We start from the raw sequence: 26,377 nt of genomic DNA on the forward strand, positions 1-26,377 counted from the left end.
TAAATATTTTATCCACATAAAGCTAAAATAATGCATGAAAAAAATAAAAAAGCTGAAATTACTTAATTTTAGAAAATTTAAAAATTTAGAGATTGATTTTGATGATGACTTGAATCTACTTATAGGAGACAATGAGGCAGGAAAATCATCAATTTTAACAGCTATTGACCTAGTTCTAAGTGGAAGTAGAACAAAAGTTGAGAATATTGGATTAGAAAACTTGTTTAATAAAGATATTATAAGGGAGTTTTTAAGTTCTGAAAGAAATAATAATTATTTACCAAAACTGTTTATAGAATTATACCTTGATGAACAAAATAATGACAGAACATCTGGAAGGAACAATAGCGATAATGTTGAATGTGATGGATTAAGACTTAATATTTTTCCTAATGATGAATATTCGAAATATATTAAAGAAATTTTAGAAAATCGAGATTGTGTATTCCCTTTTGAATTTTATACAATATCCTTTACTTCTTTTGGTGATATTTCGTACAATAATTTTGCGAAATATTTAAAGCATATATTTATTGATAATTCATCAATGAATAATGAGTATGCAATGAAAGAGTATGTAAAAGATATTTACAATAGCTCATTGACTGATACATTAGAAAAATATAAACATCATCACCAATACAGACACTATAAAGAACAATTTAAAAAAAGTGTTTTAAAAGATTTAAACGAAAGAATTGGTGATTATAACTTTTCACTGAAGAATAACTCTAAATCAAATTTAGATAATGATTTAACAATTTACGAGAATGAAATTTCTATAGATAATAAAGGAAAGGGGAAGCAAGCCATTATTAAAACTGAATTGGCATTAAGTAGAAATGTTCAAGATTTAGATATATTATTAATTGAAGAACCTGAAAATCATTTAAGCCACGTAAATACAAGATTACTAATTGAAAAGATTAAAGATTCTAATAATAAACAAATATTTATAACTACTCACAGTAATTTAATTTCAACAAGATTAGACTTGAGAAAATCTATACTTTTAAATAGTACAGATGATAAAGCTATAAAATTGACTTCTCTTCCAGAAAGTACAGCTAAATTTTTTATTAAAGCACCTGATAATAATATTTTAGAGTTTATACTTGCACATAAAAATATTTTAGTTGAAGGAGATGCTGAGTTTCTGTTAATAGACAAATTTTCACAAAAACATCTTAATAATAATTTATATAGTTTGAGAATTAATGTTTTATCTGTGGATGGGACGAGTTTTTCACACTATTTAGAAATAGCAAAACTTCTGAATATTAAGACTTGTGTTATTACTGATAATGATGGTCAGACTAAAGGGGAAATGGATGAAAATTTCGCAAAGTATGCTTCAGAAAATATTAAAGTCTATTTTGATTTAGATACAACTAGAAAGACTTTCGAGATTTGCTTATATCAAGATAATACTGATTTATGTGATAAACTATTTATAACGCCAAAAAGGAAATTGCCTATTCAAGAATATATGCTTAAAAATAAAACAGAGTCAGCATATAAATTATTACTTGATGAGAATATAGTAGAAGTCCCTTTATATATTAAAGAAGCACTGAAATGGATAAGTCAATAATTCTTTCTGTCGCAGGGTCTGGTAAAACATATTTTCTTGTAGAAAAAACTAATCTTCATCAAAGGTTTTTATTAATTACTTATACGAATAGTGGAGTTGAAAGTTTAAGAAATGAAGTAGTGTCAAAATATGGCTACATTCCTAATAATATTAGAGTATTAAATTTTTTTTCGTTCTTATATACTTTTTGTTATAAACCATATTTAAGCGATAAGTATAATGCTAAAGGTATCACTTGGCAATCGCCCAAGATTATATATGATAATGGTTTTGTAAATAAATTTAAATATCTCTATGGTAATAGATTATCTAAGTTGGTTAATACGGAATGTATCGAAGATGTAAGGAAAAGAATCGAAAAATATTTTGATTTTGTATTTGTTGATGAAATTCAAGATTTTGCATCGAGCGATTTTAATTTTATAATTAATGTTGCCGAGGGTCATTACAATGTTAATCTTGTGGGAGATTTTCATCAACACACTTTTGATACCAGTAGAGATAGGAACATTAATAAAAACTTATACAAGAATGAAGTTAATTTTCTAAAATACTTTGAGCAAAAAGGATTTAACAAAAATACGAAGTCCCTTATAAAAAGTAGAAGATGTAGTAAAAATGTGTGTGATTTTATTAGGAATAAGTTGGGGGTTAATATTGAATCATTAAATGAATTTGACACCGAAATAAAATTGCTTGAAAATGAAAATGAAATTAAAGAAGTGGTTTTTAATAACCAAATAGTAAAATTATTTTTGACAAGACATTATAATTACAGATGTATTTCGAATAATTGGGGAAATTGTAAAGGTTTAACTTTCGAAAATGTTTGCGTAGTAATTAATAATGAAATCTTGTCTCAATTTTATAATGATAAATTTATTTTTAAATCTGATATCACAAAAAATAAATTTTATGTAGCATGCTCAAGAACTAAAGGAAAATTATATTTTGTATCGGATAAAAAAATGAAATTATTTAAAAAATGATTATAATCTTTAATTTAACTATATGAAAAAATTTTGCACATATTAGAAGCATGAAATTTTACCCTGAACATGAAGAGTTCCATTAAAGAAAATAGTTTTACTGGAATCTAATATAAAGGATATTAAAGAAAATTTCGTGTTTAATTTCTTTGATTTAACTTTAAATTTTCAATAATTTTAATACTGATTCAACCGCAGGCATTTCTTTTAAATTTGATGTGATTGAAAAGATTTTAGTAAAGCTCACACTTTAGATAATATTTTACTGATACAATTCTACTTAACCAAATCATTTTTTACTGACTATATTATGCAGAATAATAACAATTTATTCCAAGGTTTAAATTTTTTTAAAGAGAATCTAACTCTCATTATAATAGGTATTTATAGTATTAGTTTTGCTAACTATCACTTATTCTACAGCAGTTTTAATATAAATATATTAAGTTATGTAGGCATAAATGATTTACTGTTTTTTACTTTAGAGCATTTCTTTAAAATATTAATAATTTTTATTTTGATTGAAATTTTACTATTTATAATTTTTGCATTCATTTTTACAATATGGCGAAATTATACCTTAATTAGAAGGAAAGGCATGTTGTATTTACAATCGACGAAAAAAAATCGTAAGAGATTAATTGGAGTCTTTGATAAAAAACTTGATGGAGGGTACAGAGATTTCCGAGTTAGTATGGCTTTTATTCTTCTATTTTGTGTAGTATTTTTACCGAACAAACTACTTTTAATGCCTACTATAATGGTTTATATGTTTTATTCTTTAGGAAGATATATAAAAGACAAGGATATTACGAATTTTACATTAACTTTTTCGATTAGTATTGTGACATTGTTTCTAATAGCTAATACTTTATATAATATTTATAGTAAACGATTTATTAAAGATGAATTTGAAATTTCATTTTATGAAAATGATAAATTTATCTCCACCGAGAAAAAATTGATGAAATACAATTATCTTGGAGAAACATCAACACATATTTTTATTTATGATTTAAAGCTTAAAAAGTCAAAGGTTATTTTTAAAGAAGCTATGACCAACTATACAATTAATTCTAATAATGATATAGATAACGTTGCTCAGATTATAGGTGATACAATTAAGGAATTTTTTAGAGATAAAAAATAAAGCTTATTCACATTAGAGTGTTCATTTATTTAAAAAACATAAGATGATTTCATATTTAGTTGCAGGAGCATTAACTCTTGGGGCGTTAGGTTGGGTAACCAATGCTATTAGAGAGCAGAAAGAACGAAAAAGAAAAGAAGGAAAAGAAAAATTAGAGAAGGAAAGGTTAAATAATCTTTTCAAATCCATTCTTCCTTGTATCTATTCAGCAAATCGAGGTTTTCGAACTTTGACGAGCAATACGAATGGATATTTCTCAAACTATAAACTTGTTCAATGGAGAGAAAAGCATAGTGAAATACTGAAAAATACTATTTTTCAACAATCATTTAAAAACATTGGTTTGACATCTTCAGAAGAAATGGAGATTGTTTTTTTTAAAAATCTTATCAGTAATGATGAAAATTCTCGTGAAAATTTTAATAATGAATTTTTAAAGTATGAACAAAAGCAAACCCAATCTCTATTGAGTGATATCGATGGGGGTAAATCTTTAGATGAGCAACAAAGAGAAGCAATTATCCGTGATGAAGATAATAGTCTAGTTATAGCAGGAGCTGGCTGTGGGAAGACTACGACAATTATGGGTAAAGTGAACTACCTTAATAGAAGTCTTAACGTTCCGCCTGAGAAAATTCTTTTAATTTCATTTACAAATCAAAGTGCAAAAGACCTTGCCAATAAAGTAAATATTACAGGGATTGATGCTAAGACATTTCATAAATTAGGATTAGATATCATAAAAAATGTTGAACAAGCGAAACCATCATTATATAATGCAGATGAGTTAAACTATTTTATAAAAGACACATTTAAAAAGTTACTAGCTGATGAAAGATATCTTGGGATTTTGACAAGGTACTTCACAGATTTTATAAAGATTAGTAAAAGTGATTTTGAATTTAAGAATCAGGCAGAACATATACAGCATCTTAAAGACCAAAATTTTAGACCCTATAAAAAAGTTGAAGTTAAAGTAAATAACAAATTAACAGTTCTAAGGGAAATTGTAAAGAGTCAAGAAGAGTGTAAAATAGCCAATTTTCTATTATTTAACGGTATCGATTATAAATATGAAGAGCCTTATGAGGTAGCTACAAAAACTTTAGACCACAGACAATACGAACCAGATTTTAGTTTATATCAAGGAAATAGGAGGATTTATTTAGAACACTATGCATTAGATAAGAATGGAAATGTTCCTCCATTTTTTGCTAACGAAAACACTAGTTTAGAGACAGCAAAGAGGAATTACCATACTGGAATTCGTTGGAAAAGGGAAACACATATAGAAAATGAGACAGTGTGCATAGAAACCTTTAGCTACCAGTTTAAAGATGGAACTGTTGAGAAAAGTCTCACCAACTTACTCAAATCTCATGGATTTAATATTAAACCTTTATCTGAAGAAGAAAAATGGAATTTAATTCAAGAGAATGCATCTGATGAGGTAACATCTCTAACTGCTTTGTTTACAACTTTTCTAAATCTTTATAAATCATCAAACATCACCTACGAGGAGCTACAGGATAAAATTAAAGCTAAATCAGGCTTTGATAAAGAAAGATGTGGATACTTTATCACACTATTTTATCCACTCTATAATGCTTATGTAGAAATGCTGAAAAGAAAACAACAGATTGATTTTAGTGATATGATAAATCAAGCTGTAAACTATCTTGAAAGAAACAAATATGTACATCAATATAAGTATCTCATTATCGATGAGTTTCAGGACATTAGTTTAGGAAGATACAAACTCATTGATGCTTTTAAAAAACAAAATGAGAATGTTAAATTATTTGCTGTCGGTGACGATTGGCAGTCGATATATCGTTTTACTGGTAGCGACATAAGTTTGTTCAATAGTTTCGAGAAATACTTTGGATTCACCAATACATCAAAGATAGAGACGACTTATCGGTTTGGTCTACCAATGATAGATATTTCAGGAAATTTTGTCATGAAAAATCCCGCTCAAATTAAAAAAAATCTTAGAAACAAGTTGAAAGCTCAATCTGACATGGAAATTTTTTACACTTTTTCTGATGACAATGACGATACAGAGGGCTTAGAAAAAGCTATCAATAAAATAATCGAGTCTAAGATATTAAGTGATGATAACGAACCAACTGATGACGAAATAAAAGATATCTTATCACATAAATACTATTTAATTGGCAGATACAACCACGACTTTAACAGAGTAAAAGTAGAACATACTAAGTTCAAAATTATAAAGGAAAACACTATAGAATACAAGTATAACGAACAGCTAAAAGTTAAATTGGAATTCTTTACTGCACATAAGTCAAAGGGATTAGAGGCTGAATATACATTTGTATTAAATTGTAATTCTGGAAGACTTGGATTTCCATCTGAAATGTATGATGACCCTGTCCTCTTGCTGTTGTTAGGAGGGTCTGAAACGTATCCCAATAGTGAAGAAAGGAGGCTTTTCTATGTTGCACTAACTAGGGCAAAACTGAAGACATCGTTAATTGCTAACAAAAGGTTTGCTTCGAAATTTATTATTGAGCTTGATGAAAACCTGAATAACAAAGTAAATGGTAATCTAAAGTGTCCAAATTGTCGTTCAGGTGACTTAGAATTGAAAACAGGAGTTAAAGATAAAAAAAAGTGGGCTTTTTATGGCTGTTCAAACTTTGCAATCTATGATTGTCAGTATAAAAAATGGCTTACTAATTCTGAAATTGCTAAAATATAAAACTAATCTACATGAATTTACAGAAAACTAGAGAGAACTTTGATAAAGCATTAGAAAATCTAATAGAACATGATTATCAATTATTACAGAGGAATTTATCGGAAAGAAGTATTGCTCATAAATTAGCTTTTTATTTAACAAGTTTATTTGCAGAATATCACGTTGACTGTGAGTATAATGGTGATGTGGATAGTGAAGGTTTAAGAAAGATTCTTGATATTCCACGAGAAGCCATGGAAGAGCTTGCTGTAAGGAGTATTAATAAAAATGATACATACAATATTTTCCCAGATATAATTGTACACAAAAGAGAAACAAATCAGAAAAACCATTTAGTGGTTGAAATGAAGAAAAAAAATTCATATCATAAACTAAAAGAGTACGATTTTATAAAATTGAAAGCATTTACTCGTCAATATAATTATAACTTAGGAATTTATTTAGAAGTACAAACAGGTGACAACTATATTATTAGTGATGTTAGATATTTTCAAAAAGGTGAAGAAAGAATTGAGATGCAACTAGAGGAGTTCTAGTTTTAACGATTTTTTATAAATTTAGACTAATCATTAAACAATTATAGTGTGAGCTTAACAGAAAAATTTAAGTATATAAGCCCCAGAGAAAATGCAGGTTCTATGGCTTCAAACAGATTTGATTTTCAGAAAAACTGGGCTATTTGTAAGTTGATAGAACTGACAAATTCAGGAGTTGATTTTTTATTGGCTTTTGAGTATCATGAAGATATAATTGTTCTAGATTCTGTTAATAACCCTACAAAAATTGATTTTTATCAAATTAAAACAAAAGATAAGGGTACTTATTCACTAAGTAATATATTAACAAAGAAGAAGTTAAAGAAAGGTGATGGTGGCTCAATCCTAGGTAAATTATATCAGAACAAATTAAATTTTGACTCAGAAACGAAAAGTTTAAATATTGTTTCCAATAATAGATTTAGTATTAAATCAATAAAAGAAAATAGATTAGTAATTTGTTGTAAAGAGTTAGATGATAAAGAAAAATTAGAAATAGAAGAGAATTTAAAAGCTGAATTGTCAATACAATGGCTGCATGAATTCTTAGATGTTATTTTTCTTCATAATTCTGAATTAACAATCGAGCATCATAACGAGATAACTAAAGACAAACTTAATAAATTAATTGAGAGCCTTTACCATACTGATGTCAAGTATAATCCATCTTTAGCATACAGAACCATTTTTGATGAAGTTAACAGGAGAAATAATATAGAAAGGAAAATTAATAATTTTGAGGAGCTAATACATTTCAAATCAATATCTAAAGATGATTTTGATAGGATGCTAAAAATAGTTGTTTCTGAACCAGATAAATTAAAACTAGCTAAAAACAGACTCTTTGATAGATTAGATAATGCTGGAGTTAGTATACCTTTGAGAAGAAAGCTATCTGAAGCATGGAAAGATGTTCAAATAGAATATTTGAGTCTCAATAATGACTTCTTTAATCAATGTGTTAACTCTATTAATAAGGTAATAGATAATAATATTGATGAACTTTATGGAGCAGTATGGGAGAATTTAGATAAGTTGTATGTGCTTCTTTTACAGCAGAAAGAAATACAAAATCAAAAGATATATACAGAATATTTTTTAAAAATGGTTATTTTAAAAGAACTTTATAATGAAGAGTAATTTTCACAAATTAATAAGAAACTTAAGAACTAGTAAATATGAAAAGGTTAATTTTCGAGGAGATTCAGATACTGTCTTACAGAGAAAAAAAAGCAATAAAAATACAATTCAACCCAAAAAAGACAATCATAAAGGGTCCTAATCAAGTCGGAAAATCTAGTTTGTTAAAAAGTATATATTATACTTTAGGTGCAACTCCATCAGTTTTGAATAGTAATTGGTTGAAAGCTGAACCTATTACATATCTGAAATTTAAAGTTGATGAACTAAGGTTGAGTGTTTTAAGGTATGATAAATCTCGATATGCTGTTTTAAATGAGAATCAAGAGATTGTACCACATGATTTTAAATCATTATCTATTTTTCTAAATGAACTATTTGGATTTAATGTTTTGATTACTAATAGAAAAGGTGAGGGTGAAAATCCTCCGAGTCCTTTTCTGTTCTTACCATTCTATATTGACCAAGATAAAAGTTGGAATGATAGCTGGAATGCTTTCTCTGGGCTCGGTCAGTATAGTAAATGGAAGAAACCTGTAATTGAATATCATTCGGGTATTAAAGGCTATAATTATTATCAAACTAAAACTGAGCTAGATAGTGCTAGAATTGCACATAACGAAATTAAGATTGAAGTAAGCACCTTAAACAAAATTCTTGGAGGGATAAAAGAAAAGTTAAATGATGAAGATTTTAACTTGACTATTGAGGATTTTAATACTGAGGTCTCTGAACTCTTGAAAGAGTGCGAAATATTAAAAACAGAACAGAATAAGATAAAGCTAAGGTTAACTGATTTGTATAATCAGAAGTCGATGCTGGATGCAAGAGTTATGATTATTGAAAATGCAATTGGGGAAGCTAAGGCAGACTATAAGTATGCTTTGAATGTCATTGATGATGTTGTAGATTGCCCAATGTGTGGAGCTCATTACGAAAATGATTTTAATGAAAGATTTTCTATTGCTGAAGATGAAGAGAAACTACAAGAACTACGCATCGAATTAAAAATGGAGATTGTTAAAGTTAATGATGAAATATCTGAATATAATAGTGACTTTGTAGAATCAAAAATTAGTTTTGAAAGGATAGAAGAGTTATTAAATACAAAAAAGGAAGAAATAAAACTAATTGATATAATAGAAAATGAGGGTAAGAAAAAGGTAAATGAGATATTTAATAAGGAGAAGAATTTAGTTTATCAAAAGATTGGAGACGCAAGTAATCGTCTAGATTTACTTGAAAAGCAACTTAAAGATATAAATAAAGAAAGCATCAGTAAAAAGCGTAAAATAATGTTATTTTACAAAACTAATTTAAGAAAATTTTTACTAGAACTTAATGTTGACCCCGATAAAATATCTAAAACTTTGTTTGATAGGTTAGATAATAAAATAAATGAACAAGGAAGTAATCTTCCTCGAGCATTGCTAGCTTATTATTTTGCATTTTTACATATTACAAATAATTATTCTACATCTACTTTTTGCCCAATTGTTGTTGATTCGCCTAACCAGCAAGAACAAGATGAAGAAAATAGGAAGGCGATTATGAATTTTATTTACAATAATCAACCAGAAGAATCACAAATTATTTTGGGAGTAGTAGATGATATTGATACGGAGCTTTTTGATGGAGATATTATAAAGCTTGAGGATGATAAATATTCTCTTTTGAAAAAAGAGTATTTTCAGGACGTTAATAACGAGATACTTCCAATAATAGAGAAAATTATTTTACACGAATAGGATGAATGGAATTATTACATTAATAATAGTTTTTGTGGAATAATTCTGCCCCCTCATTTAAGAAAGTAACAGACGTTGCTTTAGTTGGGGGAGGAAGTTATCCTCAGCCGGGAGAAATTTCCCTTGCCCATAACGGTGTGTTATTTCTGGATGAAATGCCGGAATTTAAACGGACCGTGCTGGAAGTGATGAGACAGCCCCTGGAAGACCGTGAAGTCACAATCTCAAGAGCTAGATTTACCGTGAATTACCCTGCAAGTTTTATGCTGGTAGCCTCTATGAATCCCAGCCCAAGCGGGTTCTTTCCGGATGATCCCAGTAATACATCTTCCGTTTACGAAATGCAGCGGTATATGAATAAACTTTCCGGACCGCTTTTAGACAGGATTGATATTCATATAGAAGTGCAGAAGGTTGAATTTGAACAGCTTTCTGAAAAAAGAAAAGGCGAAAAAAGCAAAGATATAAGAGATCGTGTGGTAAGAGCAAGAGATATTCAGAATAAAAGGTATGGAAGCCTGAATATCAGCTGTAATGCTCAAATTGGTCCCAAAGAAATTGAAGCATTTTGTGAGCTGGATGAACCCTCATTCGGTCTCATCAAATTGGCCATGGAAAAGCTAAACCTTTCTGCCAGAGCATATGACAGAATCCTGAAAGTTGCCAGAACGATAGCCGATCTCGAAGAATCTGAGAAAATACTTTCTTACCATATTTCCGAAGCTATACAATACCGAAGTTTGGACAGAGAGTTCTGGAATGGATAATTCCAAAATGAAGCTTTCTATTTATATTTAACTACTAGAATAGAATTATCCTTTTTGTCAATTCTATAAGTAGCTTTGCTAATACCAGCCTGTTTACAAGCTTTATCGATAGGAATGTTTTTGTTATCATATAAATGCTTGACAAATTGATATTTTTCTATGCTTTTTTGACTAGAGCCTGTAGGTTTTCCTAAAAGTTTTTTCCTTTTTCGCTCCCCCTCTAACCCAGCTTTGGTTCTTTCACTAATTAAATTTCTTTCAAATTCTGCGACTGCTCCAAAAATTTGAATAATAAATTTTCCATTTGCTGAAGTAGTGTCAAAAGCAGGCTCTGTGATGCTTTTGAAAAGAACTCCATTTTCTTTTAACAACTCAACTTGTGTAGTAATATTTTGATCTGAAGTTAAGACTCTAGCATATCCTACTGTCATGATTTTGGTTTCAAAAAAGGTTTATTTGTAAAAAAAAACGGAAAATGAGACTGTTTTAATTTCAAAATTAAGGAAGAAAAGACTGTGTCATAAAATGAACGTTTTTCGTAACAACATCTAAGTGCACCCCCTAATAGATAGATACTCTGCATTACTCTAATCATTAATTTTATTTTCTATCTGCATTTTTCATCATTCTTTGAAATTAAAATATTTTAAACGTAAACATTTTAACTAAAATATATAAATTTATTAGAGCAAATCCCAATTTCCTGTAATATTTTTTTTCTTAATTTGATTATTGTATATATCTATCCAAATTGAATTTTCAGGCATATTAATCGGTTCTGTATTTGAAGAAATAATACTGTTTGTTGTTCTTTGAGCATTTGTCCAAATACCTAGTTTTTCAACTATATACCAATTTCCATTATTAAATTCTAATGTTATTTTGTTACCAACATCTCTGCTTGAGAGATTGCCACCAATCACTGGAGGATATATATTATTACTGTCACTTACTATCGTAATCAAACTTCCATGTTTTTCAACTAAAAAAGATATTCGCTGTCCATCTGTCCATAAATTTCCTTGGATCCTAAAAAGCGGGTTATCCGCTAAATTACTATTAGTATATGTTGTTAAAAAACTTCCTGTTCTAACAAAATTGATAGTAGAATCTGTTTCCCAATAGTTACCTTTAATTAGATTCATCATATCAATAATAATAACACCTTTTACAATTCCCATTACGTTATTACCTCCATTAATATTTCTAACATTTTTTAAAATGATTGATTTTTTATTTGGATTCGCACTATGGCATTGAAATATACTGGTAGTTAGGTCTCCTATAGCTGTATAATCAAAGGTGGGATTTTTAATTAAAATGTTAGTGTTCCTATATTCATTAACATCATCTTCTTTTATAATACCTATTGCATGTTTGTAATAATAAAATTGATTTTTACTAGTATTCCAATTTTTTATAACTGGAGCATCAATAATTAATAAAGGAGCATATTCTTTTGCGTAATTTGAAATTAGTATCGCACCAGACTTATTGTTACTATATTTGGGGTTTGTAATATTTATACATCCTTCTAAACCATCTCGAAATGACGGAATGAAGAACCCGTGAAGAGATCCTAAATCAATATGATTATTTATATTAATATTAATCTGTGGATTATTTTCCGGCAAAAGATAGTTTGACACGAATAGCATAATTCCAGCTCCCATATTGTTTTCCGTTAATGGATTTATAATATTAATATTATCAATCACAATTGGCAGCCCATCAATTCCTTCTGGTTCTATATCAATCCCTGCCTGAGGGAGAGCTCCATTAACATTTCTTATTTTAGGATTATTAATAGTTATATTTTTATTTGATGTAATAGAAATGCCGTTACGGCGGACATTATCAATTAATGCATTATTTATAATAACATTCTCGGTTGAAATAATGGAGTCATGATTCCAATATTCATTTCCTATATATATTCCATCTCCCCAACAATTTTTAATATTCGGATTTTCAATTAATATATCCCTTGAGTTTGTAATAGATATTCCGTGCCCCCATTCTCCAGTAGTTCCAGCGTGTTCATCTCTTTCCCCTAAAATAAAAGGATTAATTATAGTTACATTAAAAGCATTATATATTTTTAAAATTCTATAGCTTTCACTTGTTGAAGCAATAGCTTTAAAGCATCCTTTTTTTGTAAATTTTATCGAAGTATTTGAAGGAGGCATTACACCAGAATCATTATTTTCTGCACTAATATAGTACGTATCATCTATAATAATATTTCTACATTTATATAATGCATTATTTATGATTATAGACTGATTAAGGTTAACTTGAGATTTAGCTCCAAAATAACGAACATCTACCTCTCCTAAAAATTCATGAAATAGTTTGAGTCCATTCAATATTATTAAACTTCCACCATCATCAATATTATCATTACCTAAATAGGAATAATATTCAATAGGTGCTGGTGTATCTCCTTTTTTGTAATATCCTAGCAATAATACCCCTTTATATATTCCATTTTGAATATCAGTTATTTCATTCGTAGACATATTTCGCATATCTACCATACTATCTTTAATAAGAAATTGATTCATAGTTTTATTTTTTTAAATTTATAAATAAAGTTCTAATAAGTAAACTCTCAACTTATTTTTCTCCATTTTAAAGATCTTATTGGATTCGGATCACTCCAAAGACCAAGATTTTTTCTTCTGTCAAATATTTGTTGTCATCATAATATATTTAGCAATAGTTCTTCCGAACCTATCCTATGTCAGTAGGAACACAAAAAACTGTTTTTTCAAAAATTTCATTATTTGTAAATTGTTTAGCATTCATGCCACAAGGCTGTCCATTTTCAAGACAACCTACTTCAGCAAATCGAGGGATAATTTGTTTTTTGTTTTCCCCTAAAACAGTTACAATATCCTCAGCTCTAATATCAATAACCGATACTTTAAATTTAGAAAAAAGAAAAGTTGGAAATGTGAAAACTATAAAAAGAACTATCAAAATAAGCATACGTTTCAAGGATAAATTTTATAAGTCAAAATACTGTAGATTATATCCAAGTTATTTTTGATAATTCCAATATGCTGCTTTCTATTTATATTGCATTATAAATTCTTTCTCAATATGATTGTTGAGGGCTTTGAGCTCCCGTTGTTTTTCTAATGTCATCTGTCTGTAATCATAAGCCTCTTCATTTCCATTCTCGTCAGTATACGATGTTATTTTGTCATTGATCATGTCTTCAAAAGGATTGTTGTATCCTGTTTGCTTCAGCTTAATGTATTTTTGCATATCAATGAGTAAAGGTTTTTCTCCAAAATGGGTTTCTACAATCCCTGAAGTATCATATTCTTTATCTAGCCTTTTATTTTTAACCAATGTAAAATGAAAATAATTATTGCTGTCATATATTTCTAGGATCATACCCGGAAGCCCCCGAAATTTATAAGGTCCCTCGGGAATTGGAATCGTGTCTGCAAACCATGCTGTCCATTGCCTGCCTCCAAAGTTGGTTGTAGCTGCCTGTACTTTTAGTTTATCCAGCATTTTTGTCTGTGGCAGAATGTTCCATTTCATGTTATCGCTGCTTTTCATTTTAGCAGTTACATTTCCTACAATAAAATAATTTGTGTTATTAAAACTATTTCTTTCTCTACTGATATAGTGATATAATTTTGTTCTTTCATATTCTGAATCTGAGCTTGGATTTTTCATTATACTATCATTTTTTTGATCAATTAATGAATAATATTTTACAGATTTAGGATTAATGTCGGTAATGAAAAATTCCTTTACTTCATAAGCAGCAATGGTGTCAGGCTTAAATTTTAATTCGTAATAGAATCTATTACTTTGAGCATTTACACTTGTGCCTAATAACAATAAAAAGAGAAAAATGAACCTGTACATGATATGCTGATTTATAATAATTCAACCAAAAATCAAACCCCTTTTTTTCTTATTGTATCTCTTTAATAGAAAGGAGCTGAATAAAATTAAATTTCTGCATTTTTAACATGTTTTAGTTTAAAAATTACCGGAACAAATGAATTTGTATGTTTTGTGTTTTCATAAGTTTCATTCTACAATAAGGTAGCTAAGTTGTAATTATATAACAATTAATAGATTTTATTATGTTAAATTTGATTACGTAATTATTAATCATAATAAATTATAGAAGCATTAATATTGTATTATTTGATTTTTTAGTGTAATATATGGAATAAATGAATGTATTTATTTTATATGTTGTTTTCGAAAGTAATAAATAACGCGAAAGCTTTATTTATAGTTCTGCACAATATGCAGATCGCTTGAATTACTGTTATATACCTTTCCATTACAAAAACTCCCAAAAGTATTGTATGCATTTGTTTCTGTTGAGAAAACAGATGCGCAAAATTATTTTTGTATCGGTTTTGATAGGTCTCTACAGGTGATAAGAGCTGTGAATATAATAAACTTTTAACCAAACCAACTTAAAATGTTAAACACAAGATCCACAATAGCGGAGCTGTCAACAGGTTCTGCTGTATTACTATCCTCTGAACACAGAGAAAAAATTCTGTATAGATTTAATAGAACCGGCTGGGACTACCATGATGAGGAGACGCTGGTTTCTCTTTTTCTAAAACAGGTAGATCTTCACCCTGAAAATACGGCTGTTGTCTGCCAGGGAAGGGAGATCACTTATAAAGAGCTAAACAGGAGAAGCAATCAACTTGCCAATGCTCTGCTGGAAAAAGGAATAAAAGAGGGAATGTATGTTCCGGTATGGCTGAACCGATCCCTGGAATGGGCTGTTGCCATTCTCGCCATTCTCAAAACGGGAGCGGCATATGTTCCGATAGATCCTGCTTATCCGGTAAGAAGAGTAGAATATATGCTGGCAGACACCGCGGCTCAGATCATTATTACCAATCATTTATTGGGGAAACTCTTATCAGAAAATGAAAATGCTGCGGTTTTTGTACTGGATCAAATGGAAGATCTGGATCATCTATCTTCTCAACAACTGGATATTGTAATTCATCAGGATGCTCTTGCCTATACAATTTATACTTCGGGATCTACAGGGAAGCCGAAAGGGGTAATGATAAGTCACCAGGCTATCCAGCATCTTGTGACCTGGCATAATCACCATTTTCATGTGGACTATACTTCAAGACTAACCGTTGTAGCTGGGTTAGCATTTGACATCTCAGTGTGGGAAGTATGGTCCGCGCTTACCTCAGGGGCAACTGTTTTTATTGCTGATCATGAAGAAAGGACAAATGCGGCTGCTTTGGTTGGCTTTTATCATAAAAACCGGATTACACACGGTTTTGTACCCACCGTTTTAGCGCCTGCAGCTTTGGAAGAAACCATGAAATATAAGGATCTGTCATTAAAATATCTTTTTACAGGAGGAGAGAAACTTAAGCCTGTTCTGACCTCTGAATTAAGTTATGAGCTGGTTGATTATTATGGCCCTACTGAATGTACTGTATTTGCTACTTTCAAAAAGGTAAAAGACACAAACGGAAAATATCGCTCTTCAATAGGTAAGCCGATAGCTAATGCAAAAGCCTATATTTTGGACGAAAAGATGGAACCCTTACCTGTGGGAGCTGTAGGGGAATTATATATAGGAGGTGATATATTGGCAAAAGGCTATCTCCATAACGAAGAACTTACCGCAGCAAAATTTATCGCCAATCCGTTCAGCGGAATGGGAACACTTTACCGTACCGGAGATTTGGCGAGATGGCATGAGGATGGTGAGATTGAGTTTTTAGGGAGGATAGACAACCAGGTAAAAATCCGGGGATTTCGGGTTGAATTAGGAGAAATAGAGAGAACGCTTACCCGGCAGGAAAATATCCGGGAAGCCGTAGTGATTACAAAAGAAACAGTGGGCAGTAATAATAAATATCTTGTTGCTTTTATCGTACCGGAAGCTTCTGTAGAAAAGGATGTTACTTTGATCAGAAGTCAGCTGAAAGAAGAATTGCCAGGGTATATGATTCCTTCCCAGATTATTTTTATTGATACAATACCCATAACGGCAAACGGAAAAACTGATACCCATGTTTTAAAAGAGCTGGCGGACAAAGAAGCCAGGGAATTCGTCTCTTTTGAGCCTCCTACAAACGAAACAGAAAGAATAATTGCTGATATATGGTCTGCAGAACTGGAAAGACCGGTCATCAATATGTCAGATGATTTTTTCGATATAGGAGGGAATTCTCTTCTGGTGGCTGTAGTAGCCGTAGCATTAGAGAAAAGGCTTAATGTAAAAGTATATTTAAGAGATATTTATCAATATCCCGTATTACAGCAGCTTTCGGAGGTCTTGATCAGCAGGTCTAAAGAGATGCAGGAATCTGCTCCTGTAGAAGATATGGAGCCTTATGTAGAACTTCAGAAAGATGTTTATCTTGCTCCCGGGACGGTATTTGCAGGAGGCTTTGACCCTAAACAGGTGGAAAATCCATCTGTACTATTTTTAACAGGTGTTACCGGATTTGTAGGGATTCATTTGCTGCAGGAGCTTCTGGATACTACAAAAGCCGATATCTACTGCCTGGTAAGAGCGCAGGATGAGTTTCATGCGATGGAAAAGATAGACCACTGCTTCAAACAGTATCATATTTCTCAGAAACATGAACAGAAATCAAGAATCATTCCTGTAATTGGTGATCTCTCCTTACCCTCATTAGGCCTTTCGGAGGATGTATTTACAATGCTGGCAAAGAAAGCTGACCTTATCTATCATTCAGGAAGCTCTGTCAATTTTATCGAGCCGTACTCTTATATGAAAGCCCCTAATGTAGAAGGCTTACGGGAGATTATAAAACTTGCAGGAGCAGAAAGAACCAAATGCCTGGCCCTATTATCTACTATTTCGGTGTACAGCTGGGGACATATATTTACCGGTAAAACAATAATGCTGGAAAGTGATGATATCACACAGAATCTAATGTCGGTAAGTAAGGATATTGGCTATGTAAGAAGTAAATGGGTGATGGAAGCTGTGGCCGACCTGGCGGCAAAAGAGGGATTACCGCTAATAACCTACCGTCTCGGATATGCAATGTGTCATAGTGAGACCGGGGCAAGTGCTCCTTATCAGTGGTGGTCGGGATTAGTGAAAAACTGCGTGGAATTTCAATCTTATCCTGCACTGACAGAGCTGAGAGAAGGCCTTATCACAGTAGATTATATGACGAAAGCCATGGCTCATATCACAAAAAATAAAGAGGCGGTAGGTAAAAAATTTAATCTGATTGCCAGCCCGGAAACCAATTTAACCCTGGAAGATTTCTTTGGCTTACTGAAAAAATATTATCCTTTTTCACTAAAGGCTCTTCCTTATAAAGAATGGCGAAAACAATGGGAAGATAACAGTAAAAACCGTCTGTATCCTCTTACCAGCCTTTTCAAAGATAATATGCATGAAGGACTGTCCACTGTAGAGCTTTATCAGAATACTTACGTCTGGGATTGCTCGAATGTTATTCAGTTTCTGGAGGGATCTGGTATTAAAGAACCCGTATTTGATAAAAATATGTTGGATTCCTATTTGAAATATCTTGAAATTCCAACTCCATCATATTGATTAAAAATAAAGATCAGGCAGAGAAATGCCTGATCTTTTATTCAAATTTTGAAAAATATTAGTTCAATGTAACTTTTATCACATTTTGCACTGTAGGAACAGGATATTGGTTTCCTACTTTTGAAATAAGCATACTTTCAGCCTGTGGAGTTCCTCCAAATAATGCCTGGTGGTTTCCGGCTCCCGGATATTGATCAATGCCGGTTCCGGAGTCAAATAAAGCTGTACCAGAGGTTACATCTCCTTTTGTGCTGGCATCAATAATTTGCTCATTGGCATAAAACCAGTCATTGGAAAAGCCAAACATCGTTACATAAGCGATCCTATCACCAGGTTCTGCTTTAAAATTAGTCATCACCTTGCTGCCGGGTGCTACCGGAGCATTTCCTGCAATAAATACTCCTTTCACGTTTGGTAAAGATTGTAAACTATTCTGAAGTTTCGTTACATTTCCCATCTGTGCAATTTCTTTTAACCCCACTCCGTTATCCTTTTTTCCTGCTTCATAAATAGGGTTTTTATCTCCGCGATACACCACAACTAATGCTGGTGAAAGCCCTGTCATAATGCCTGTTTCATTATTAAGCTTGGCTTTCATTTTTGCAATGTCTCCCATTTGTGCTATATCCGTAATCTCAGGATTTGATAAAGCGTTGGGTGTAAAGAAAGGCGCTGTATTCAACAGCTGCGAGCCATTGTAGTTGGAAACGGCCCAGACTCCGGGAGAAAAAGGTGTTTCATGAGCGGTTCCACCGGAAGTATTGGTAATGGTTAGGGTAAACTCAGACGTTACATCATTATAAGCAAGATTCAGCTTCATCAGTTGTGATGCAATGACATTAGGAACCTGCATAATAGGCTTGCTTTCCGCTAATCCTGTCATGTTGTCTTTGGTTCCGTTATCCCATAAAAGGACTTCGGAAGAAACATCACCTGTTATGGCAGTCCCATTGTTGTCAAATAATTTTATTCCGGGTTGCTTAGAAGCAAAGAACCAGTCTTTGGAAGCACCGTACATGGTTGAAAACATTAAAGATTGTGCTTTTCCAGCGCTAAATTTAATAGAAACTGATTGTCCTGGTAAGATCACCGGCTGCCCTGTTCCCTGAAAGCTGCCACTTTCTACAAAGTCCTTAGGGGTAACCACATTTTCGAAGGTAATAGTTCTCTCAAAAGACATATCCCCCATCATGTAATTGTCTGAATCGTCACATGAATAAAGAGTCAATGCAGCGATAAGACCTGCTGCTGTACATTTTAAAAAGTTCTTTTTCATAAGTTAATTTTTTATAGTTATAACTGTGCTAAAACTATAGTCGGAGACTTTTTAAAATCCTGACAAAAAAATAATTATTTTTTTTATGAGTTGGTTTTTAGTAAATAATACGTCGAGTTTTGTCGTTGGACAGGGCAATATTTGCTGCAGAATAAAAATAGATGTGACAAGACATCTTCTGACTTAAAAATTAACTTATAATCAAAGAATATTCAATGGATAATTTTATTGTTTTAACCAAAAGCTTTGCAGCCAATGAAAGTACAGTAGTAGATATTAAATCATTGGGATTTGGAACTGCACTGAACTCACTGGTGTTTCAAAATAAAACAGGACAGTCTGCCACATTTGTATGGCAAAAAAATGTAATGCCCGACAATGCTGAGAAAATAGGCTACTTCAAAGAAATTATCAATGAATTAGGGGTGAGAATAGCACATTATGATGGATTTATAACCGTTACCAATGGAGGAGGAGTTCAATATCTGAAGGCTGAATTAAAAAGGTGAAAGTAAAAGAAGGTATTATATTCCCTTTTTACCATCTAAGATCATCTGTATCATTTTGATCTTTCTTTTTTCTCTTGTTTCTGGCTTCTTAGCTTCCTCAATCCAGCGGATATATTCTTTTCTGTGCGTATAGCTCATCGTGTCGAATATTGTTTTGGCTTTAGGATTTTCATTAAAAATTGAAGTAATATCTTCTGCAATATCTACAGTTCTTTCCTCTTTATCTTCAATAAGAGAAACGGAAACCTCATCTCCAAAAGTTTTCCCAAGCTTTTTTCTCACCTCCTGGGTTAATCCTAAAAGGTGGCAGTCAGTTTTCATTTTGGCAAGGCTTCCCCGGTATTCTACCTTACCATCAAAAACAGCTTTGATCCTGACCAGTCCTTTTTTTCCAAATAACTCTTCGGTAGAAAAGGGAAATTCTACATAGGCGGCATTCATTTCTCCATTTTGTTGTATGGTGGCTGTAAACTCTATTGTTTTAGAAATCATGATGAAGGATTTTATTATTCAAAAATAAAAAAACCGTGAAACTAAATTTCACGGTTTTAAAAATAGATCAAAAGAGATTATTTTTTCTTTGTTTTCTTAGGTGTTGTAGTAGTACCTGAAGTTTTAGATTTTGTATCAGCAGGAGTGTTTTCACTTCTTACAAGCTTTAACTCATCCACTAATCTTCTTGCACCAGCATATTTGTCGATAGTCCAAAGAACAAAACGAACATCTACGTTGATTGTTTTCTGCCATTCCTGTTCAAATACGATATCTCCACTTAATGCCTCGCTGTTTCCGTCGAAAGCGATACCGATAAGGTTACCGTCACCATCAATTACCGGAGAACCAGAGTTACCTCCTGTAATATCGTTGTTAGAAAGGAAGTTTACAGGCATATATCCTGCAGCATCAGCATACTGTCCGAAATCTTTAAGGTTATAAAGGTCGATCACTCTTTGAGGAAGGTCAAACTCTTCATCACCTTTCTTGTATTTTCCTACAAGGCCAGTCATGTCTGTATAATAGTTATCTGTAATACCGAAATAATTTCTGTCATTTCTGATAGGAAGTTTATCTACAGTACCATAAGTTAATCTCATAGTAGAGTTAGCATCCGGGTAGAATTTTTTCTCAGGCATTGCCTTCATTAATCCAGCCAAGAACAGACGGTTGTTTTTTGCAAAATTATCATCTACCTTAACATATCTTTCAGTGCTCATTTTTTGATCTGCCATAATTCCGTTAGCTGTTTTCCAAAGTGGATCAGCATCAAGCTTTAATGCATCCGGATTCAATAAGAAGTTCGTAGCAGAAGTCTTGTTGGCAAAAATTGAAGAATAAGCAAGGTTAGAAACCGTTTTAGCATCCAATCCTAAAATAGTAGCAGAAGCAACATCTTTATTTTTAACTCTAGCCTGGTAAAGACTTGTCATAGCGGCAAGCATTTCTCCTTCTAACGCAGGATTGAAGTTTTCATAAGCTCCTTTGATAGCAGCCTCTGTTTTAGCCTTCATGGCCAATCTTCCCTGCATATCCTGAGCAGCATAAGCCTTAAGAGCAGAACCTACCTGTAGAGCAAGAGAAATATATTTTGTGTTTCTTGCAAACTGTGATGCATAGTTTCTTTCAACATTTCTGTCTGAAACCTGCGTGTAATAAGCTCCAATATCTTCCAGAATACCATCATAAGCTTCGTTTCCTGGCATTGCAGCCCATTTTTTATAAGTCTCTTCGATCTTTTGCTTGTCAGAGATGGTTCCGTTTTTATCTACAGCATCAATGGTTCCCTGTCTGTTTTTCCAGTAGTTTGCTACAGAAGCATATTGAGAAGCATAGTTAAGCTGAGTAGCCTTATCCTTATCCATATACTTTTTCATTACATCCATAGCCACTTTAGAAGCTTCCACCCAAGCCGGGTAGTCTTTGTTTACCATTTGCTGAATTCCGTAAGAAGTCAGGTAACGGTTGGTTCTTCCAGGGTATCCTAAGATCATTGAGAAATCACCAGGCTTAATTCCCTTAAGAGAAACCGGAAGGAAATGCTTAGGCTTCAAAGGAGTGTTGCTTGGAGAATATTCAGCAGGATTTCCTGCAGCATCAGCATATACTCTGAAAACCGTGAAGTCAGCAGTATGTCTTGGCCACTCCCAGTTATCAGTATCGCCACCGAATTTTCCTAATGAGGAAGGTGGAGCTCCCACTAATCTGATGTCTTTATAATCCTGGTATACGAAATAATAGAATTCGTTTCCGTTAAAGAAATCTTTTACGATTACTGTATATTTTCCGTTTTCAGAGTTTTCTGTTTGGATGGCTTTTGTTTCAGCATCAATAACAGCTTTTCTCTCTGCTCCGGTCATATTGTTGTTTAGTTTAGAATTGATTCTCTGTGTAGCATCATCCATTCTTACTAAAAATCTTACATAAAGGTCCTTTGCATTGAATTCATCTTTTTGTTTCATTGCCCAGAAACCATTCTTCAGATAGTCTTTTTCCGGTGTAGAAGCAGCAGCTACAGCGCCATAACCACAGTGGTGATTGGTAAATATCAGTCCTTTGTCAGAAACAATTTCACCAGTACAGAAACCTCCAAAGCTAACAATAGCATCTTTTAAGCTCGAATTGTTTACTGAATAAATTTCTTCAGGCGTCAGGTGTAGACCTTCTTTTTGCATATCAACACCGTTAAGTCTTTTGATGAGCATTAGCAGCCACATCCCCTCATCCGCCCTCATCTGAGCAAAGCTCAGCAAGAAAGTGAATAGTAGAAATAGTCTTTTCATTTTATAATATAATTTTTGTGTCGCTAATTTACTAATTTTTACGATATTCAGTCCCAGATTGGTATGAAAATGGAATGATAATGCGCATGAAAAAAATACTAGTATCAGTTTTCGCCGTTTTATTTCTGGGTCTTGTTTTAAATTGTTCGGCTATGCCGGATAAAAATCCTGCCCTTCAGAGACAATGGATGTTGATTTCTTTAGATGGTTTTTCTAAAGATCAGCTGATTGCCAATAAAGCGGAAATCAACCTTACAGGGAAGATGGAAGACGGAAAAATCCAGGGAAGTGCCTATATGGGATGCAACAGGATGTCTTTTGCTTTAGCATTTAAAAAGGGTGGAAAAGTAAAAATATCAAATGGGGCGAGTACCATGATGGCCTGCCAGAATATGGAGCTGGAAACTTCTTTTCAAAAGAAATTTGATACGATGACTAAATACACCGTAGAGGGGCATTTTCTGACACTTTCTGATGAGAAGGGAAATGCAATGAAGTTTGTAGCTGCTGATTGGGATTAATTATGATAATATCGCCAATATATAAAAGTCCGCCAACTTGGCGGACTTCTTTTGTTTAAAATCCAGATGGGTTACCCGCTTTAAGTTATCAGTTTTTGGGAATTGTTTTTTTTATTTGTTCCAGCGTTGCTGTATTGGGTAGTCCTGCCGTATTATTTGTGTTCCTAGAATTCGTTGTATTGCGGGATGCCTGTCTGTTGGGAATTGTTGTTTTTATTTCTTCAAGGCTTGCTGTGTTGGGAAGGAGCTTCCCGGAACCAGATGGAGCCTTAGGTTTGGGTTCCTGTTTCTTCACTTCCAGTCCCTGATCTGAAGCCAGCGCAGTTTGGGAAGTTTTTTTCTCTGTTTTTTCCTGGTTGTCTTTTGCTCTTTTTGCTTCCTGCTCTTTTGCCTGTTTTAAAACCTGAGCCTGATCTTCTGTCGGTGCTGCTTGTTTATTTTCCTGGGCATAGATAATGGAGCTTAAAAATAATAACACTGTGATATATACTACTTTCATGACGGTTTATTTTATGTTGACTAATACCTGAATTTTTCCAATTTCTTTCTGATCATAATCCTGAAGAGATTTTCCGATCACCTGTCCTATTTTTACCTTTTTAAGATTGGCTTTCATAGCGACTCCCGGTGTTGAGGAGGTCACCAGTAGGTCGCCCCTTCTGATTTTTCCGTTTTCCAGGCATACTTTTGTGGGAATCACTCCAATTACACCCATGGGAACTTTATCTGAAATGTCTGTATCAATATGCTCTTCCGTAAGAAGTACACCAGGTTTGGTAGCATATACGCCAGCAACAAGATTGGAGTAGGGTTTGGAGGATTTTTCTACGGTTCTGTCTGAATTTATCGAGATCACTAGAATATCTCCGGCTTCATATTCAGAAATGTTTCCTTCCACATCAAATGCTTCGGCAACATCAGCACCACTGGCTTGTGTTCCTCCATTAAAAAATCCTCTTCCCGCTTTGTTGATTCGGGCTACATTGGTTGAGGCACTCTGGTAGACGGCAATATCACCCGACGGTCCCTGATGGTTGACAAGCAGGGTAGAGCCTGTACCCGTAGTGGTTACATGTACTACCGGCTGGCCGTTACTGTTATTGAAGTTGGCAAATCGACCCGCTTTACCGGTACCAAAATTGGGTACAAAACCTGAAATAGCATTACCATTTCCATCGCAAGAAGCTTCAATACCATCACCGTTTCCTCCGGCATTGGCAGTAATTCCATTTCCGTTCCCTTCTGTTAAGGCTAATAATGCAGGGCCATTTCCTGATGGGTTTGATGAGTAGAATAAACCTCCAAATCCTCCTGTTCCGGATGATAAACCATAAATACCGGCTGTTCCGAAATTGGAAAATATTGAATTGACCTCCCCTTTTACTGCCGGGGAAGTTCCCTGAGTTCTGTCCACTTTAAAGTTTCCTGCAATACCATTTCCTACAGTAGTTACGGTAATTACATCACTGGTATTGGCGTCATTGAAGATATTGAAACGCCCTGCACGGCCGGTTGCAAATGTAGGCACCCAGGCATAAAGAGCATTTCCGTTGCCATCAATATTGGTTTCCACACCATTCCCGTTTTTGCTTGCGTTGGCTGTGATTGCATTTCCGTTACCATCTGTAATCGCTACCAATGCAGCGCCGTTACCTGAAGGATTAGAGGCGTGAAATAAACCAGCAAAACCTCCTGTTCCGGAAGAAATACCGAAAATACCTGCTGCCCCAAAGTTGCCGAAAATAGTTTTAACCTCTCCTCTTACTGCTGCTGCCACACTATTGGTGTTGTCCACAAGAAAAGAAGCGGCATTTCCCTGTGCATTATCAGGAATGTTTCCATTGCCATTGGTTTCTACCTCAAAAGTATTATTGGTGGTATTGGTTTGGTTCAGGTTTTCAAAACGGCCTGCACGGCCTGTGCTGCTATTTAGGCCTACCTGTCCATATACTCCTATACCCGTTCCGGAGGCATTGGTAGCAATGAATCCTCTTACGCCATATCCACCTCCGTCATTCCTTCCTACTACAGCTCCGGCAATGTCACTGGTTGTTCTCCCCACTACTGCTTCACCGGCGCCGTTATTATCACCTATGATACCTGCAGAAGTTTGGGCAGAGGTAATACCATGCACTGCAAAACCGTTTCCTGTTGAGCTCAAAATACCGGCTCCGTTTCCGGAAGAAGTAACATTGATGACGGTTCCGTTTCCTAGTGTAGAAGCATTAAGAACATTGTTGTTATTAGCATTGTTGAAGATAGCAATGTTGGCAGCAATTCCGCTATTACTGGTAGCATTGAGGCCGGTTCCTGTGTTACTGTTTGCGTATACCCCATATCCGCTTCCACTGGAGTTTCCATATACTCCCAAGCCATTAGGTGTAACCCCATATACTCCCCATCCGCTTCCGTTTTGGCTTCCCCAAACTCCTACGCCCAGTCCTCCGGTTCCGTTATTGATGCCGCGAACTCCTGAAGAAAATCCTCCGGGAGCAGTATTGGTAACAACTCCCCGCACTGCGGCAATACTTGAAGTGGTGGTATTATTAGTTCCCTCTAAAGAAGTTCCGTCTCCATCATTTGTTAATGAAAACAAAGTAGAGGCATTATTTACGGTATTGGTATAAGGAATGGCAAAGGTGCCGCCACTCGTTCCTGCAGCCTTTGCATACATAGCGTAGGGAACACTTAGCAGCTGGCTGGTTCCTGTGATGGTATAATTGGTGCCTCCCGCAGGGTCAGTTTCTGTTTTTAAATAATAGCTTCCTGATGACCAGTTGATCGAAGCAAATGTTCCTGTAAGAATGGTTCCCGTTCCTATTTCAAGGCTGATAAGACCATTGGTATTGGTGTTTCCGGTAAGCCTTTCCGAATAAACTGCTGCTCCGGCAGGAGATCCCTGCAATACACTTATTTTGACAGCAATAGCCTGGTTGCTTAGCAGCTGTCCTACACCATTTCTCATGACAGCCTGATAGCTCATTTTTTCCGGAGCCTGTGAAAGCCCCATAAAGAAGCCCAAGAGTATCCAGGACAGTAGTAATATTTTTTTCATGG

General features: G+C 33.5%; 19 protein-coding genes and 1 pseudogene. 11 read left to right on the forward strand and 9 right to left on the reverse strand.

Annotation, left to right across the window (positions count from 1 at the left end; all coding sequences use genetic code 11):
- Nucleotides 1-34 precede the first annotated feature (34 nt).
- From MP477_RS09370 to MP477_RS09405, 8 genes and pseudogenes are all read left to right on the forward strand, one after another.
- Complete coding sequence (locus tag MP477_RS09370) at nucleotides 35-1,594, forward strand: ATP-dependent endonuclease (RefSeq protein ID WP_257190212.1); 1,560 nt, start codon at nucleotides 35-37, stop codon at nucleotides 1,592-1,594.
- A complete protein-coding gene (locus MP477_RS09375; RefSeq protein WP_257190213.1) occupies nucleotides 1,579-2,583 on the forward strand; it encodes a UvrD-helicase domain-containing protein in 1,005 nt (334 codons plus the stop codon). The genes MP477_RS09370 and MP477_RS09375 overlap by 16 nt, the downstream gene beginning before the upstream one ends.
- A 310-nt stretch (nucleotides 2,584-2,893) precedes the next feature.
- Nucleotides 2,894-3,733, forward strand: coding sequence for a hypothetical protein (locus MP477_RS09380; RefSeq protein WP_257190214.1), 840 nt, complete (start codon nucleotides 2,894-2,896; stop codon nucleotides 3,731-3,733).
- A gap of 43 nt (nucleotides 3,734-3,776) precedes the next feature.
- On the forward strand, nucleotides 3,777-6,461 hold the full coding sequence (locus tag MP477_RS09385) for a UvrD-helicase domain-containing protein (protein WP_257190217.1): 2,685 nt from the start codon (nucleotides 3,777-3,779) through the stop codon (nucleotides 6,459-6,461).
- Between the two features lie 11 nt (nucleotides 6,462-6,472).
- Nucleotides 6,473-6,997: a hypothetical protein gene (locus tag MP477_RS09390; protein WP_257190219.1), complete on the forward strand. Its 525-nt coding sequence runs from the start codon at nucleotides 6,473-6,475 to the stop codon at nucleotides 6,995-6,997.
- A 48-nt stretch (nucleotides 6,998-7,045) separates the two neighbouring features.
- Entirely contained in the window at nucleotides 7,046-8,137 is a 1,092-nt protein-coding gene (locus tag MP477_RS09395; RefSeq protein WP_257190220.1) for a DUF4297 domain-containing protein, read from the forward strand.
- A gap of 38 nt (nucleotides 8,138-8,175) precedes the next feature.
- Nucleotides 8,176-9,885, forward strand: coding sequence for a hypothetical protein (locus MP477_RS09400; protein ID WP_257190222.1), 1,710 nt, complete (start codon nucleotides 8,176-8,178; stop codon nucleotides 9,883-9,885).
- A gap of 65 nt (nucleotides 9,886-9,950) precedes the next feature.
- A pseudogene (locus MP477_RS09405) lies at nucleotides 9,951-10,652 on the forward strand (YifB family Mg chelatase-like AAA ATPase); the annotation flags it as partial.
- 17 nt (nucleotides 10,653-10,669) lie between these two features.
- On the opposite strand, the gene MP477_RS09410 reads toward MP477_RS09405, so the two are convergent.
- The 4 genes from MP477_RS09410 to MP477_RS09425 all read right to left on the reverse strand — a co-directional run bounded on the left by MP477_RS09410 (nucleotide 10,670) and on the right by MP477_RS09425 (nucleotide 14,546).
- Entirely contained in the window at nucleotides 10,670-11,083 is a 414-nt protein-coding gene (locus tag MP477_RS09410; protein ID WP_257190223.1) for a recombinase family protein, read from the reverse strand.
- A gap of 252 nt (nucleotides 11,084-11,335) precedes the next feature.
- Nucleotides 11,336-13,219, reverse strand: a complete 1,884-nt coding sequence (locus MP477_RS09415; RefSeq protein ID WP_257190225.1) for a right-handed parallel beta-helix repeat-containing protein — start codon at nucleotides 13,217-13,219, stop codon at nucleotides 11,336-11,338.
- A 169-nt stretch (nucleotides 13,220-13,388) separates the two neighbouring features.
- Nucleotides 13,389-13,655: a hypothetical protein gene (locus tag MP477_RS09420; protein ID WP_257190226.1), complete on the reverse strand. Its 267-nt coding sequence runs from the start codon at nucleotides 13,653-13,655 to the stop codon at nucleotides 13,389-13,391.
- Between the two features lie 72 nt (nucleotides 13,656-13,727).
- Nucleotides 13,728-14,546 carry a GLPGLI family protein gene (locus MP477_RS09425; protein WP_257190227.1) on the reverse strand — a complete coding sequence of 273 codons (819 nt, stop codon included), beginning with the start codon at nucleotides 14,544-14,546 and terminating at the stop codon, nucleotides 13,728-13,730.
- Between the two features lie 574 nt (nucleotides 14,547-15,120).
- Between MP477_RS09425 and MP477_RS09430 the strand changes: the two genes are divergently transcribed.
- Nucleotides 15,121-18,237 carry a non-ribosomal peptide synthetase gene (locus tag MP477_RS09430; protein ID WP_257190228.1) on the forward strand — a complete coding sequence of 1,039 codons (3,117 nt, stop codon included), beginning with the start codon at nucleotides 15,121-15,123 and terminating at the stop codon, nucleotides 18,235-18,237.
- Between the two features lie 58 nt (nucleotides 18,238-18,295).
- On the opposite strand, the gene MP477_RS09435 is transcribed toward MP477_RS09430, so the two are convergent.
- Nucleotides 18,296-19,513 (reverse strand): spondin domain-containing protein, encoded by a 1,218-nt coding sequence (locus MP477_RS09435; protein WP_257190229.1) that lies wholly within the window; start codon nucleotides 19,511-19,513, stop codon nucleotides 18,296-18,298.
- Nucleotides 19,514-19,728: 215 nt separating this feature from the next.
- Between MP477_RS09435 and MP477_RS09440 the strand changes: the two genes are divergently transcribed.
- The gene (locus MP477_RS09440) at nucleotides 19,729-20,022 is read left to right on the forward strand and encodes a hypothetical protein (protein WP_230033394.1); all 294 of its coding nucleotides are present in this window, start codon (nucleotides 19,729-19,731) and stop codon (nucleotides 20,020-20,022) included.
- 15 nt (nucleotides 20,023-20,037) lie between these two features.
- Here the strand turns inward: MP477_RS09440 and MP477_RS09445 are convergent, their stop codons facing one another.
- Together MP477_RS09445 and MP477_RS09450 are read right to left on the reverse strand one after the other, a co-directional pair.
- Nucleotides 20,038-20,514: a YdeI/OmpD-associated family protein gene (locus MP477_RS09445; protein WP_257190230.1), complete on the reverse strand. Its 477-nt coding sequence runs from the start codon at nucleotides 20,512-20,514 to the stop codon at nucleotides 20,038-20,040.
- A gap of 77 nt (nucleotides 20,515-20,591) precedes the next feature.
- Complete coding sequence (locus MP477_RS09450) at nucleotides 20,592-22,799, reverse strand: S46 family peptidase (protein ID WP_257190231.1); 2,208 nt, start codon at nucleotides 22,797-22,799, stop codon at nucleotides 20,592-20,594.
- Nucleotides 22,800-22,885: 86 nt separating this feature from the next.
- On the opposite strand from MP477_RS09450, the gene MP477_RS09455 reads away from it, so the two are divergent.
- A complete protein-coding gene (locus MP477_RS09455) occupies nucleotides 22,886-23,320 on the forward strand; it encodes an META domain-containing protein (RefSeq protein ID WP_257190232.1) in 435 nt (144 codons plus the stop codon).
- An 88-nt stretch (nucleotides 23,321-23,408) separates the two neighbouring features.
- On the opposite strand, the gene MP477_RS09460 is transcribed toward MP477_RS09455, so the two are convergent.
- Nucleotides 23,409-23,819: a hypothetical protein gene (locus tag MP477_RS09460; RefSeq protein WP_257190233.1), complete on the reverse strand. Its 411-nt coding sequence runs from the start codon at nucleotides 23,817-23,819 to the stop codon at nucleotides 23,409-23,411.
- Nucleotides 23,820-23,825: 6 nt separating this feature from the next.
- Nucleotides 23,826-26,375 (reverse strand): collagen-like protein, encoded by a 2,550-nt coding sequence (locus tag MP477_RS09465; RefSeq protein WP_257190234.1) that lies wholly within the window; start codon nucleotides 26,373-26,375, stop codon nucleotides 23,826-23,828.
- Between the last annotated feature and the right edge of the window lie 2 nt (nucleotides 26,376-26,377).

The organism is Chryseobacterium sp. WG23 (assembly GCF_024586575.1).
In the GTDB taxonomy this organism is placed as follows: domain Bacteria; phylum Bacteroidota; class Bacteroidia; order Flavobacteriales; family Weeksellaceae; genus Chryseobacterium.